This is a genomic window from Rhizobium sp. AN80A (assembly GCF_030053015.1).
Classification (GTDB): Bacteria; Pseudomonadota; Alphaproteobacteria; order Rhizobiales; family Rhizobiaceae; genus Rhizobium; species Rhizobium metallidurans.
The window spans coordinates 3091542-3105309 of the sequence record NZ_JASJPX010000003.1 but is presented as its reverse complement, the minus strand read 5'-3'; the positions used below and the strand labels follow the sequence as shown (position 1 = coordinate 3105309).

The following is a 13768-nucleotide window of genomic DNA, read 5'->3' as shown; positions in this document are numbered from 1 at the left end:
CGACAAACCATAACGCGCGCTAAATCTTATGCAACCTATGTCTGCAGATATCAATGAACTTCGCAGAGCGCCTAACATAACTTTTAGACGCAGCGATGGGCCAACTACAATGAGCGATAAAGCGGATGGGGCGTCACACTTTCGCATTGCGATGTCACCTCGTCTTGCGTCAAATAGAACCGTCCTCCACCTCCGCACACAGCCCGCGCAACCAGCCAGTCGAGTACCAGCATGCCCCCATTCAGGATGAGCGCAAGGCGAACGAGCATGCTCGGCGCGCTGCTTGTCACCATCGGCCCGATTTCCATGTCGATCTACACGCCCGCCATGCCGGCGCTGGTGGGCGCTTTCGGGACCACGGAAGCGGCGATCAAGCTGACGCTGTCGCTCTATTTCGCCGGCTTCTCGATCGCCCAGCTGCTTGCCGGCCCGCTGTCGGATGCCTTCGGCCGCCGCGCCGCCACGCTCGTCTTCGTCGGTATCTACATGGTGGGCAGCCTGTTGTCGGCCTTCGCGCCCGGCATCGAATGGCTGCTCGCCGGACGGCTGATCCAGGGCATCGGCGCCTCGGTCGGAATTACCGTGGCGCGCGCCATCGTCCGCGACCAGTTCACCGGCGCCGATGCCTCCAGGATCATGAACCTGATCGGCATCATGATCGCCATCGGCCCCGCCATCGCGCCGACCGTGGGCGGCCTGGCGCTCGCCGCCTTCGGCTGGCGGTCCGTCTTCTTCCTGCTGATCGGCTTCGGCCTTCTTGTCTGCCTCTCGGTCCTGGTCTTCATGCGCGAGACCGGCACGCCCGACCGCCGCCGGGCTTTGCCCGGGGCGCTGTTGCAGGCCTATGGCGAGCTTGTCCGCGAACCGCGCTTCGTCTCCGCCTCGCTGGTGCTCGGCGGCTCGATCGGCGCGCTCTACGCGCAGGCGACGATGCTGCCCTTCATCTTGATCAAGCTGGTCGGTCTCTCGCCCACGGCCTTCGGCCTCGGCATGCTGATGCAATCCGGCTCCTATTTCCTCGGCTCGGTCGTTCTGAGAATGACCGCGGCCAGGCTCGGCGGCGACGGGTCGGTCCGCGTTGGCCTTACCCTGCTCGGCCTCTCGGGCGTCATGATCGCGCTCTCGGTCGCGTTCGTGGCGCCGAGCTACCTGTCGATCATGGGCCCGGTCGCCTTTCTCGCTTTCGGCCTGGCCTTCCTGACCCCGCACATGACGACCTCGGGCCTCTTCCCCTTCCCGCATATCGCCGGCTCCGCCTCGGCGATGATGGGCTTCATCCAGATGGGCGGCGGCTTCACCGGCGGCCTGATGGCCTCGCTGATCGGCGCCCCGCTTCTGGCCTTCGGCACAATCATCCCCGCCATGGCCCTGATCGCGATCATCAGCTACCTCTGGTTCCTGCGCGCCACCCGCCGCGCGGCGGTGCTGTCGCGGTCCGGCCTCGGGGAGTAGCGGCGCCGCCGCTCGCATCAGCCCAGCGGCACGTCGAACACCTCGCCGGCCCTCAGCGGCCGAAACCGTTCCGGCGTCACGCCATGCTCCCGCAATGCGGCCTCCAGGGCGCGGACCGGCGCATCCATCGCCTCGTCGGTCAGCTGGAAGGTCGCGAAGTGGTGGCCGGCCACATGGGCGGCGTTGCAAAGTTGCATGCCGCGGACGGCCTCGTCCGGGTTCTGGTGCTGCCCCTTCATGAACCAGCGCGGCTCGTAGGCGCCGAAAGGCAGGATGGCGAGGCGGAAGACGCCGTGCTTCTTGGCCACGGCGCGATAGTTGATGCCGTCATGAAAGCCGGTGTCGCCGACGTGGTAGATCTTGCCCGACGGCGTCGAGATGACGAAGGAGGCCCAGAGCGCCATGCTGCGGTCACCGGTGCCACGCGCCGACCAGTGATGCGCCGGCTCGGCGTCGATGGTAATCCTATCGGTGATCGCGATCCGGCCGCCCCAGTCCATGACGGAGATCCTGGCATCGGGCGCGGCGCGGCGGATGATCGTGTCGTTGCCCAGCGGCGTGACGAAGTGGGGGCCGTGGGCGGCCTGCAACCGCTTCAGCGTCGCGACGTCGAGATGGTCGTAGTGATTGTGCGAGACGAGCACGAGGTCGATTTCGGGCAAGTCCTCGAAGCGGATGCCGGGGGCGGTCACGCGCTTCGGGCCGGCGAAACCGAAGGGGCTGGCGCGGTCCGACCAGACGGGGTCGGTCAGGATGTTGAGACCCGCCACCTGCACCAGCATCGAGGCATGGCCGACCATGGTCACCCTCAGCCCGTCGCCTTCGACGCGCTCTTCGGGCCTCGCCTGCGGGAAGGGGCTCGGCACCTGCTTTTGCCAGGTCTGCCGCTCGCCGTTGAACTGCCAGCGCAGCATGGCGCGGAAGCCGAGGGGCGCGATGCCACCAGGATTGAAGAAGCGGGTGCCGTCGAAATGGTCGGTGACCGGGCCTTGGTAATAGGGGTTCTTGGGTTTGCTCACTTGCTCTGCTTTTTCACGTACCAGACGAAACACGCCAGCTTTCTCCAGTCATGCCCTTGGTCGATCAGCGGACCAAGATGATCGGGGAAAGCCTTCAACCCCTCGGCAAGAAAGTCGAACTCCTCGAACAGTTTGGAGAACTGTTCCAGAGCATCGCTAGCCGAGCCTCGCACCCGCTCCGGCCACTCCGGGGCTTTTGCTACCGTTCGATAGGTGGTGACTTCCACCCAATAGCACTCGCAAACTGCCCCGTCTGGGAGGCGAAACTGCAGTTGCCCACCAACGTTCCAAAGGTTGGCTTGCCGCGCCGCATCGATCACCAATGGAATATCATCGAGCGGCCATGCATACTCGTTTCCGCGAAGAGATGCGCGGCGGACGATCTCGGCTGGCAATAATGTCTCTATATCAGTCTTCATTTTCCATGCTCCAGATCAGCGCCTGATATCCGCGCTGGGTCGTCCCGGTCGCTTATTTCCCCTGATTGCCTTGACTCTCCGCCCGTTTTCCTGTTTACCGCCGCTCAATCTGCGACGAGCTTCAAGACTCGAGCCACCGACCGGGACCCGCAAAGGTATAAATCGATCCCGGAGGTCCACACCCGACAGCGCGATGCGCCCTCGGGTGCTTTTTGGCTATGCGTCTTGTTTTCGTCAAGGAAAAGCACAAGGTTTCCCTATCCGGAAATCACAAGGAAGAGCCGATGTTTGAGAACCTCCAGGACCGTCTTGGATCCATTCTGAATGGACTGACAGGCCGTGGCGCGCTTTCGGAAAGCGATGTTTCCGCGGCGCTGCGCGAGGTTCGCCGTGCGCTTCTGGAAGCCGACGTCGCGCTCGACGTGGTGCGCGCCTTTACCGATCGCGTCCGCGAAAAGGCCGTCGGCGCCGAGATTCTGAAGTCGATCAAGCCCGGCCAGATGGTCGTCAAGATCGTCCATGACGAGCTGATCGAGATGCTCGGCGGCGAAGGCGTGGGCGTCGACCTGCATGCGGCCGCCCCCGTCGTCATCATGATGGTGGGCCTTCAGGGCTCGGGCAAGACGACGACGTCCGCGAAGATCGCCAAGCGGCTCACCGACCGCGAGAAGAAGAAGGTGCTGATGGCGTCGCTCGATACGCGACGCCCGGCCGCCCAGGAGCAGCTGCGCCAGCTCGGCGTGCAGACCAATGTCGACACGCTGCCGGTCATTGCCGGCCAGTCGCCGACCGATATCGCCGCGCGCGCCGTGCAGGCAGCCAGGCTCGGCGGCCATGACGTCGTCATTCTCGACACCGCCGGCCGTACGCATATCGACGAACCCTTGATGGTCGAAATGGCCGACATCAAGAAGAAGTCAAACCCGCATGAAATCCTGCTGGTGGCCGACAGCTTGACCGGTCAGGACGCCGTCAATCTGGCGCGCAACTTCGACGAACGCGTCGGCATCACCGGCCTCGTGCTCACCCGCATGGACGGCGACGGCCGTGGCGGTGCAGCGCTCTCGATGCGCGCCGTGACCGGCAAGCCGATCAAGCTCATCGGTGTCGGCGAGCGCATGGGCGAACTCGAGGAGTTCCACCCGCGCCGTATCGCCGACCGTATTCTCGGCATGGGCGATATCGTTTCGCTGGTCGAGCGCGCCGCCGAAAACATCGACGCCGAAAAGGCGGCCGCCATGGCCGCCAAGATGGCCAAGGGCAAGTTCGATTTGAACGACCTCGCCGACCAGCTGCGCCAGATGCAGAAGATGGGCGGCATGGGCGGCATCATGAGCATGATGCCCGGCATGGCTGGCATGAAGGACAAGATGGCTTCGGCCGGCCTCAACGACAGCCTGTTCGGCCGCCAGCTGGCGATCATCTCCTCGATGACCAAGGCCGAGCGCGCCAATCCCGACATGCTCAAGCATTCGCGCAAGAAGCGCATCGCCGCCGGCTCCGGCACCGACGCCTCCGACATCAACAAGCTTCTGAAGATGCACCGCCAGATGGCGGACATGATGAAGATGATGGGCGGCAAGGGCAAGGGCGGCATGATGAAGCAGATGATGGGCGGCCTTGCCGGCAAGATGGGCCTGGGCGGCCTTGGCGGCGGCATGGGCGGCATGCCCGATCTCTCCAACATCGATCCGAAGCAGCTCGAAGCCTTGCAGAAGCAGGCGGAAGCGGCCGGCCTCGGCAAGCCGGGCGGCGGCATGCCGGGTCTCGGCGGCGGTGGTCTGCCAGGTCTCGGCGGCGCGAAGCTGCCCGGCCTCGGCGGTGGTTTCCCGGGCCTTCCCGGCCTGCCAAAGAAGAAGTGAAGGGGTCGCCCAGACTATGATTGATCCTGAAATCAAAGCCCAGCTTTCGAGCTATCGCCAGTCGATCGACAATATCGACGCGGCGCTGGTGCATATCCTGGCCGAACGGTTCCGCTGCACCAAGGAGGTGGGCGTTCTCAAGGCCAAGTACAAGTTGCCGCCGGCGGACCCGGCGCGCGAGGAATACCAGATCGAACGCCTTCGCCGCCTGGCCAAGGACGCCAATCTGGATCCGGATTTCGCCGAGAAGTTCCTGAACTTCGTCATCAAGGAAGTCATCCGGCATCATGAGCAGATCGCAGCGGACCACGCCGAAAACGGCGCTGCTGCAAAGTAACAAGGCCGCTTCAAGAAAGAGCGGTTAGACACATCCAAGGAGTAAAGAAAATGGCACTGAAAATTCGTCTCGCACGCGGTGGTTCCAAGAAGCGCCCGTACTACCACATCGTTCTCGCCGATGCCCGTTCGCCGCGCGACGGCCGCTTCCTCGAGAACCTCGGTTCCTGGAACCCGATGCTCGCCAAGGACAACGATGCCCGCGTCAAGCTCGACGCCGAGCGCATCACCCACTGGATCGCACAGGGCGCACAGCCGACCGACCGCGTTCTGCGCTTCCTGAACGAAGCCGGCATCGCAAAGCGCGAAGCCAAGAACAACCCGGAAAAGGCAAAGCCCGGCAAGCGCGCTCAGGAGCGTGCGGCTGAAAAGGCTCAGAAGATCGCCGACGCTGCGGAAGCTGCTGCTTCCGCGGAATAATTCCGGGCTTCGGCCTTGATCGAACGGGCGGCATGGCGACATGCCGCCCGTTTTCGTTTCCATTCCCGTTCACTTCGGTTATGACGAACCAAACCTCCGGCTTCGACATTAGGGACGCCATGACAAAGCTAGAAAATCCGGTGCTGATGGCAACGATCGGCGGCGCGCAGGGGCTGCGCGGCGAAGTGCGCGCCAGGTCCTACAGCGCCGATCCGACCGCGCTCGGCGATTACGGCCACCTGCACAGCATGGACGGGCGCAGCTTCGAGGTGCTTGAAATCCGCGAGATGAAGAATGTCGTCGTCGTGCGCTTCCGCGGGATCAACGACCGCAACGCCGCCGAGGCGCTGAACGGTCTCGAGCTCTATATCGACCGCGACAACCTGCCCGACGACGAGCTCGAGGAAGACGAGTTCTTCTATGCCGATCTCGAGGGGTTGGAGGCCGTCGACGACCAGGGCGTCAGCTACGGCACCGTTACCGGCATCTTCGATTTCGGCGCCGGCGACCTGCTGGAGCTCAAGGGCCCCGGCAAGCGGCCGGTGCTGATCCCGTTCTCGGAGGCCTCGGTGCTGGAGATCGACCTCGAAGCCGGCAGGATCACCATCGACCCGCTGGCATCCGGTCTCGTCGACAGCGACGACGACGGCCCGTCGTTCACGCCGGATGATTCCGGCAGCGACAAACCGAAGAAGAAGAAGTGAGCGACCAGATGGCCTTCCGGGCGACTGTCCTGACACTCTACCCGGAGATGTTTCCCGGCCATCTCGGCTATTCGCTCGCCGGCAAGGCGATGGAGCGCGGCCAGTGGGCGCTCGATGCCGTGCAGATCCGTGATTTCGCCACCGACAAGCACCGCACCGTCGACGACACGCCGGCCGGCGGCGGCGCCGGCATGGTGCTGAAGCCCGACGTGCTCGCCCGCGCCATCGACACCGTCTCCGAAAACGACAGCCGCCCGCGCCTGTTGATGAGCCCGCGCGGCAAGCCGCTGACGCAAAAGCGCGTGCGCGAACTGGCTGCGGGCGACGGCGTCATCATCGTTTGCGGCCGCTTCGAGGGCGTGGACCAGCGGGTGATCGACGCGCGAGAACTGGAAGAAGTGTCGATCGGCGATTACGTTCTGTCAGGCGGCGAACCGGCGGCACTCACCGTGCTCGACGCCATCGTCCGCATCCTCCCCGGCGTCATGGGCAACGACCTCTCCGGCCTGCACGAAAGCTTCGAGGGCGGGCTGCTCGAACACCCGCACTATACCCGCCCGCAGGAATGGGAGGGACGCGAGATCCCCGCCATCCTGACATCGGGCAATCACGGCGCGATCGACAAGTGGCGCCGCGAGCAGGCGGTAAACCTGACCCGCGAACGGCGGCCGGATCTGCTGGAAAAGCCGGTCGGCGAGAAATAAGTCCGCACAGGCTGAGATTCAGCCATCCACGGTGACAAATTTGTCGAGCTGGGGATGACAAGCCGGCCTCAGTGGTGTAGGAGCGCACGCGGAAATGGGGTTATCCCCGTCTGCCAGCAACAAAGAATGGCGAACCCGCTCCCGTCCGTAAAGGGCTAAATCCGGAGGTCATGGACCAAAGGAAAAGTGTCGAGCGCTCTGGCTGTTTCAGAAGAACCAAAGGTTAAGACGATGAACATCATTCAGCAGCTTGAGGCCGAACAGGTCGCCAAGATCGAAGCCAAGCGCACGCTCCCGGAATTTTCTCCTGGTGACACCGTCCGCGTCAACGTGAAGGTCACGGAAGGCACGCGTACCCGCGTACAGGCCTACGAAGGCGTCTGCATCGCTCGTTCGGGCGGCGGTCTGCAGGAAAACTTCACGGTCCGCAAGATCTCCTACGGCGAAGGCGTCGAGCGCGTATTCCCGATCTACTCGCCTGCCATCGAAAGCGTGGAAGTCGTTCGCCGCGGTAAGGTCCGTCGCGCCAAGCTCTACTACCTGCGCGACCGTCGCGGCAAGTCGGCTCGTATCGTTGAAGACACCGGCGTTCGCGCCCGCAAGCTCAACGACGCCGAGCGCGCCGCGATCGCCGAGGAAAAGGCACGCCTGGAAGCCGAGAAGGTTGCAGCAGCTCAGGCTCTGGCAGCCGAAAAGGCAGCCCAGGAAGCCGCCGAAAAGGCCGCCGCTGAAAAGGCAGCTGCCGAAGCAGCAGCAGCCGAGCCGGCAGCGGAATAAGCTTCATCCTTACGGATTGACGAAAAAGGCGACCTCCGGGTCGCCTTCAGACTGCTGACAAACCCCGTCATTTTTTGGCGGGGTTTATTTTGTTCTGAGTTGCGCGCTGGATCGGCTGTTTTGAACGAGGCTTTCGGATGGTCGCTTTCTCATGCGGGGCTCGGTTGGCTGGCCTTGGTGAGGGCCATTGCGATCTTCTTGATGTTCTGGGCGGTTGCGGCCATCAGGCACTGGCATTGGACCCGGACGAGACTTCGGAACCGCGCGTAGCGGTGGCCATGCAGTTGTTTGGCGTCGGCGAAGGATCGCTCGACCGTCTCCTTGCGCCGTTTATAGACCGCCTTGCCCCAGGGCTTGAGCCGGTTGGCATCGGTGCGCTCGCGCGCATCGGCCCAGACATGGCGGGTGATGGTGCGTACCGCCTTGCCGTTCGATGTGCACGACGCCAGTAGCGGGCAATCGCGGCAGATCGCCGGATCGGATGTATAGTGGCGATAGCCGTTGCGGTCGGTGGTGGCGTAGGTAAGCAACTGGCCTTCGGGGCAACGATAGCCATCCACCTCGGCGTCATGGACGAACTTCGACTTGCGCATCATGCCGGCTTTCGGCGGGGTCGGATTGCGGTAGCCGGTGACGCCGAGGATGGCGCGATCCTCCAGGCCGTTGGCGATGCCCGAAGTCGCATAGCCGGCATCCAGGCCCACCGCCTTGACGTCGAAAGAGAAGCGCTCGCGCTGGCGGTCCAGCCGGTCGAGGTAGACGATGCTGTCATGCACGTTGGCCGGCGTCGCATGGGTGTCGGTGATGATCGCATGACGGCCATCGACGGTGCGATGATCGAGATAGAAGAAGCCCTTGGGCTTGCCGTCGCGCACCATGTAGCCGCTGTCGGGATCGGTGCGGCTGACCTTGGTCTGCTTGATCTCGGGCTCGCGCTCCTTCTCCTTCAAGGGCTTCTGGCCATGCAGCGCCCGCTCGGCCTCGATCGCCCTGTCGAGATCGGCCCAGTAGTCGGAACGCGACTTGGCGACCATCTCGAGATCGTACTTGCCCTTGTTGGCATTGGCCTTCAGATGCGTGCTGTCGGTATAAAGAACGGTGCCGTCGACCAGGCCATGGCCGATCGCCTGTTCGACGATGTGGTCGAAGATGTCCTGGGCGACCGACGTATCGTTGAAGCGCCGCCGCCGGTTCTGGCTGAGCGTCGAGGCATCGAACACCCCGTCCGTCAGCTTCATCCGCAGAAACCAGCGATAGGCGACATTGACCTCGATCTCGCGCACCAGCTGACGCTCCGAGCGGATACCGAACAGGTAGCCGATGAACAGCGCCTTGAACATCAAGGTCGGATCGAGCGGCGGCCGGCCGTTGTCGGCGCAATAAAGCCCGGCAACGCGATCATGGATAAAGGTGAAGTCGATCACCGCATCGATCTTGCGAAGCAGGTGATCCTTGGGCACCAGACTGTCGAGCGTCACCATCTCGAGAGCCGTCTGTTCGGGAGCAGGTTTCTTCAGCATGTCCCAGTGAATCACAAACCCCAGCCAGAGCCAGGGGTTTGTCAGCAGTCTGAAGGCGACCTCCGGGTCGCCTTTTTTGTTTTGGTGATGTGGCGCGGCGGTGCGATCTGGTGCCAATCGTCATGCGATAGACGAATGCGAAGCCTCACTTGAACCGCAGTCTTTCCAGCAGCCGCGCCCACCGCGTTCGCAGGGAAGCCGGCTCAGCCTGGGGTGCCAGCATGAAATCGGGCAAAGGCACGTTTGGCATGTCGTCATAGGCTTTGAGGATGGTTTCGAGCGGCGTCAGGGTTTGGTCGCGGTGCCAATAGACGATCTTCAACCATGTGGCTGCGCGCGTATCTTGGCCTTGTCCCAACCATTCTTCCTCGAGATTGGCCTGCAACATTCGCCGCCCGGCCTCATGCAGGTCATTGTCGTCAAGCCGCGCCCGCCCCAACTTTTTCAAGCACAGCGCATAGGCAAACGCCCTTGGCTTTAACGTTGCCTTGAGCGATGGCACTTTCGGCTTCAGGTGTCGCTCATATTCTTCGATCGCGGTTTCGTACTGTCCGGCCTGAAAGCTGAACGCCATGAAATCATCGAGAATGCCGTAGGTGAGCAGCATTCCTCTGCTATGCGGCAGGCCTCTGGTTTCCTGAGGAACGAAACGCTGGAGCTTGTAATCAAACTTGTCGGGACCCAGTTCCTTGGTAAAGCCGGTCCGCATGTATTCAATTTGTGCGTCCTGCGCGATTTTCCAGGACGCTTCGTCGTTTCCCTTGCCGTACATCCACTGACCAAGGGCCTTGGCCCAGTGCAGGGTCACGCGATGCGAACAAGGAAGGGGACCAAACCTTTCCTCTTCCTTTCCCTCGATGGCCTTGTCCAACCACTCAAGCGCACGTGGAAGAATAGGCGTTGTTTGCTCGTCATAACGCACCAGGAAGGCAGAGACGGCAGCGTGAATATCATATGCAGCAATATTGCCCATCGGCTTCGCGGGATCGTATTCGGTGCGAACTACGAAGGCGATAGTCCCAGGCATCACCTCATGCGTTCTGATGGGATTGAATTTTTTCAAAATTGTCTCCGTCAATAACGACTAAAATAAAAAACTTCGCCGTGCATCTGATCATCTCACAAAGGGTGGTGCGGCGAATGCGGTGCGACTAGGGCTCGATCCTTTGAGGTGCGGCGGCGATGGGGCGCACGCCATAAAGGCCGCTTGCCGGCAGCGGCATCCCGATCCAGAGCAGAAGCATCAGGCCGCCTACCGCGCGCAGCCAGATGTTGCCGCGCGCGCGTGAAAACGAGATGGACGCCAGGACTTCCCGCGCGGCTTCGGCATCGGCTGCCGGAACGCGAAGCTCGATCCCGCCAAGCGCGGTCATGAAGTGGGGAACCATCGTCGTGTGATGAAGCGTGTGCGCAAGCACCCGGATACCGGCCGCCTCCAGCGCGCAGATGGCCGACGCCGTTTCCGTCGGACCGTAGGCCCAGCCGGCGGTGGCGAAATCCGAAGGACGGGATGTCATGCTGGCTCCGTGGCGACGACCGTTGTGACGCCGGGATAGCAGGTCTGTGTTAATGCAATCAAAAGGCGCATTTGGTCGGTGGGTGAGGGTGTGGCGAAGACCCCTCCCCACCCCCCCCCACAAGGGGGAGGGGCTTGCTGGGCGCGGTGCCGGTGGCAAACGCAACCTCGCGACAGTCTCAAGGCCAATGACTTGGCACGGGCGTGCCACGGGTTAGCCCCTCCCCCTTGTGGGGAGGGGTTGGGGAGGGGTCTTGCGGAAAGTCGGAAGCAGACCTCCCCCTACTCCGCGATCTCCGGCTCGATCAGCCGCGCCATGTTGCGCAGCGATTCCTGCCAGCCGAGATAGCAGGCTTCCGGCGGGATGAGGTCGGGGATGCCGGCCTGGGTGATGTTGATCTCGGTGCCGACGGAGACCTTCTTCAGTTCGACCGTCACCTCCATCTCGCCCGGCAGGTTGGGGTCGTCGAAGCGGTCGACATAGCGCACGCGTTCGCCGGGCACGAGTTCGAGATACTCCCCGCCGAAGGAATGGCTGTTGCCGGTCGTGAAGTTGCGGAACGACATCTTGAAGGTGCCGCCGACGGTCGGCTCGAAATGATGGACGCTGCAGGTAAAGCCGTTCGGCGGCAGCCACTTGGCCATCGCGTCGGCTTCGACAAAGGCGCGGTAGACCTTCTCGGGCCTGGTGGCGAGAACGCGGTGCAGGCGGATGGTGCTTGGCATGGGGTGTTCCTCCTGGGTTGATGCGATGGGTTGGACCCTAAGGACGGGCAAGCGGTGGGTGATCCGACATCCGATTGGGATTTTGTTCAAGGGGGGAGATGGCCAGTGTTGTGCCGCGCGGCCCCCTCATCGCCTCGCTGCGCTCCGGCACTTCTCCCCGCTGGGGCGAAGGGGCTGGTGGCTGGCGGTGTGCGCCCCTCACCAAGCCTATAGTGTTTTGTTTTGGTCGGGACAGCGCGGCATCTCCCCTTCTCCCCAGCGGGGAGAAGGTGCCGGCAGGCGGATGAGGGGGGCTGCGGGCGCCGACCGTGCCGTAGCGCCTGTCATGCCCCAAACCTCCCCATTTTTAAACCACCATTCCTGATTTCCCCCGTCCTCGCGCGCCAATCCCCTTGCCAGCGGCTTTGCAATTATGACAGGTTCCGCGAGCGCTATTTGGGGAGATATTTCATGTTGTTTCGTCGCACCGTCCTTGCCGGACTGACCGCACTTATTCTTTCGCCGCTCGCCGCCACCGCCGCCGAGCTTCCCGATCTCAAGGGCAAGACGGTCGTCGTCGTCACCGAGAACGCCTATCCGCCGCTGCAGTTCGTCGATCCGAAGACGGGCAAGCAGATCGGCTGGGAATATGATGCGATGAACGAGATCGCCAAGCGGCTGAACTTCAAGGTCGAGTACCAGAACACCAGCTGGGACGCGATGATCCAGGCGGTGTCGGACAATCAGTACAATATCGGCATGACCGGGATCACCATCAAGGACGACCGCAAGGCCAAGGTCGACTTCTCCGATCCCTACATGCGCTCGCAGCAGTTCATGCTGGTGCGCGGCGACGAGACGCGCTTTACCGACGCCAAGACCTTCGGCGCCTTCAACGACGGCCTCGTCGGCGCGCAGCCGGGCACCTCGCCCTTCTATGCCGCCGTCTACGAGATCCTCGACGGCAACGAGCAGAACCCGCGCATCAAGCTGTTCGAGACCTTCGGCGCTACCGTGCAGGCGCTGAAAGCCGGCGATGTCGACGTGGTCTTGACCGACAGCGTCGCGGCGCAGGGCTATGTCGATGCGTCGAATGGCGGACTGAAGGTCATCGGCGGGCCGCTCGGCACCGAGGATTTCGGCTTCATCTTCCCCAAGGGCTCCGATCTGGTCGGCCCTGTCAATGCGGCGATCGCGAGCCTGAAGGCCGACGGCATTTTCGACAAGCTCAACAAGACATGGTTCCTCGACTACAAGATGGGTCAATGATCCCGTCTGTCGTAACCTTCTACCGCGCCCGGACTGAAGCATGATGGCTCCGCAGCCAAGCCCCGCTGGACGTCGATCCGGCCAGGAGAAGGGCGACTATCCCTGGTGGCTGGTCGCCCTTGTCGTGATCGGCCTTACGCTCGCCGCCGTCATCATCGCCAACGACGTCTACGCGCAGGTGTTCCGCACCGTCTTCAACGGCGTCGGCATCACCATTTTCGTGACGCTCGTCGGCTTCGCGCTGGCGACGCTGCTCGGGCTCGGCATAGCCCTGCTCGGGCTATCGGACAGCGTCGCGCTGCGCCAGATCGCCCGCTTCTATGTCGAGGTCGTCAGAGGCATCCCGATGCTGGTGCTTCTGTTCTACGTCGCCTTCGTCGGCGCGCCGGCCTTCGTCGCCGCCTATAGTTTCCTGACCGCGCCGCTGGTCAATGCCGGGCTGGCGGAGCCGGTGCTGGTGCGCGATTTCTCGCTGATGTGGCGGGCGATCATCGCGCTGATGATCGGCTATTCCTCCTTCATCGCCGAAGTCTTCCGCGCCGGTATCCAGTCGGTCGACCAGGGCCAGATCGAGGCCGCCAAGGCGCTCGGCCTGTCGCGCTACCATCGCTTCCGCTTCGTGGTCTTTCCGCAGGCGATCAAGGTGATCTTTCCGCCGCTGTCGAACGATTTCGTGGCGATGGTGAAGGATAGTTCGCTGGTCTCGGTGCTCGGCGTTTCCGACATCACGCAGATGGGCAAGATCTATGCGTCCGGCTCCTTCCGTTTTTTCGAAACCTATTCGATCGTCACCTATATCTACCTGATCCTGACGATCGGCCTGTCGCTCGGCCTGAGGCAGATCGAGAAACGGATGCGCGGGCGCGAAGGCCGACGATAAGGCGCAGGGCGATGATGCGCTGATGAATCGAATTGCCGAGCATCCGAAAAATTGGTAAGTGACTGCTCATGGAATCCAAGTTCAGTTGCATTGGGGCGCATATTTTCGTGTTGCAGGATCACTACCGCCTGCCGGCACGCTTCTTTGCGACCGTTTCCGGTGCGCTCAACAGCCGACTTCGTTGA

15 protein-coding genes are annotated in these 13768 nt (G+C 62.8%); 9 read left to right on the top strand and 6 right to left on the bottom strand.

Translation table 11 applies throughout. From position 1 onward, the window contains the following. Positions 1-267: 267 nt before the first annotated feature. The gene (locus tag P3R82_RS26940; RefSeq protein WP_283195986.1) at positions 268-1452 is read left to right on the top strand and encodes a multidrug effflux MFS transporter; all 1185 of its coding nucleotides are present in this window, start codon (positions 268-270) and stop codon (positions 1450-1452) included. A gap of 17 nt (positions 1453-1469) precedes the next feature. On the opposite strand, the gene P3R82_RS26935 is transcribed toward P3R82_RS26940, so the two are convergent. Continuing rightward, positions 1470-2471 carry an MBL fold metallo-hydrolase gene (locus P3R82_RS26935; RefSeq protein WP_283195985.1) on the bottom strand — a complete coding sequence of 334 codons (1002 nt, stop codon included), beginning with the start codon at positions 2469-2471 and terminating at the stop codon, positions 1470-1472. Next, positions 2468-2890, bottom strand: coding sequence for a hypothetical protein (locus P3R82_RS26930; RefSeq protein ID WP_283195984.1), 423 nt, complete (start codon positions 2888-2890; stop codon positions 2468-2470). The genes P3R82_RS26935 and P3R82_RS26930 overlap by 4 nt, the downstream gene beginning before the upstream one ends. A 284-nt stretch (positions 2891-3174) precedes the next feature. Between P3R82_RS26930 and ffh the strand changes: the two genes are divergently transcribed. The 6 genes from ffh (at position 3175) to rplS (ending at position 7693) form a co-directional block, all read left to right on the top strand. Continuing rightward, positions 3175-4752 (top strand): signal recognition particle protein, encoded by a 1578-nt coding sequence (gene ffh / locus P3R82_RS26925; protein ID WP_026283622.1) that lies wholly within the window; start codon positions 3175-3177, stop codon positions 4750-4752. Between the two features lie 16 nt (positions 4753-4768). Then, entirely contained in the window at positions 4769-5089 is a 321-nt protein-coding gene (locus P3R82_RS26920; protein WP_283195983.1) for a chorismate mutase, read from the top strand. Between the two features lie 50 nt (positions 5090-5139). Further along, positions 5140-5508 carry a 30S ribosomal protein S16 gene (rpsP, locus tag P3R82_RS26915; RefSeq protein ID WP_018901909.1) on the top strand — a complete coding sequence of 123 codons (369 nt, stop codon included), beginning with the start codon at positions 5140-5142 and terminating at the stop codon, positions 5506-5508. A gap of 119 nt (positions 5509-5627) precedes the next feature. Next, a complete protein-coding gene (gene rimM / locus P3R82_RS26910) occupies positions 5628-6212 on the top strand; it encodes a ribosome maturation factor RimM (RefSeq protein WP_183902576.1) in 585 nt (194 codons plus the stop codon). An 8-nt stretch (positions 6213-6220) separates the two neighbouring features. Next, positions 6221-6916 carry a tRNA (guanosine(37)-N1)-methyltransferase TrmD gene (gene trmD / locus P3R82_RS26905; protein ID WP_283196432.1) on the top strand — a complete coding sequence of 232 codons (696 nt, stop codon included), beginning with the start codon at positions 6221-6223 and terminating at the stop codon, positions 6914-6916. A 231-nt stretch (positions 6917-7147) separates the two neighbouring features. Further along, a complete protein-coding gene (gene rplS, locus P3R82_RS26900) occupies positions 7148-7693 on the top strand; it encodes a 50S ribosomal protein L19 (RefSeq protein ID WP_183902577.1) in 546 nt (181 codons plus the stop codon). Between the two features lie 149 nt (positions 7694-7842). Here the strand turns inward: rplS and P3R82_RS26895 are convergent, their stop codons facing one another. From P3R82_RS26895 to P3R82_RS26880, 4 genes are all read right to left on the bottom strand, one after another. Then, positions 7843-9213: an IS1182 family transposase gene (locus P3R82_RS26895; protein ID WP_283194553.1), complete on the bottom strand. Its 1371-nt coding sequence runs from the start codon at positions 9211-9213 to the stop codon at positions 7843-7845. Between the two features lie 145 nt (positions 9214-9358). Then, on the bottom strand, positions 9359-10276 hold the full coding sequence (locus tag P3R82_RS26890; RefSeq protein ID WP_283195982.1) for a hypothetical protein: 918 nt from the start codon (positions 10274-10276) through the stop codon (positions 9359-9361). Positions 10277-10364: 88 nt separating this feature from the next. Beyond that, positions 10365-10730 carry a hypothetical protein gene (locus P3R82_RS26885; protein WP_283195981.1) on the bottom strand — a complete coding sequence of 122 codons (366 nt, stop codon included), beginning with the start codon at positions 10728-10730 and terminating at the stop codon, positions 10365-10367. A 281-nt stretch (positions 10731-11011) separates the two neighbouring features. Next, the gene (locus P3R82_RS26880) at positions 11012-11455 is read right to left on the bottom strand and encodes an SRPBCC family protein (RefSeq protein WP_183902579.1); all 444 of its coding nucleotides are present in this window, start codon (positions 11453-11455) and stop codon (positions 11012-11014) included. A gap of 450 nt (positions 11456-11905) precedes the next feature. On the opposite strand from P3R82_RS26880, the gene P3R82_RS26875 reads away from it, so the two are divergent. Further along, entirely contained in the window at positions 11906-12703 is a 798-nt protein-coding gene (locus tag P3R82_RS26875; RefSeq protein WP_283195980.1) for a transporter substrate-binding domain-containing protein, read from the top strand. A 43-nt stretch (positions 12704-12746) separates the two neighbouring features. Next, positions 12747-13583 (top strand): amino acid ABC transporter permease, encoded by an 837-nt coding sequence (locus P3R82_RS26870; protein WP_283196431.1) that lies wholly within the window; start codon positions 12747-12749, stop codon positions 13581-13583. Positions 13584-13768 lie beyond the last annotated feature (185 nt).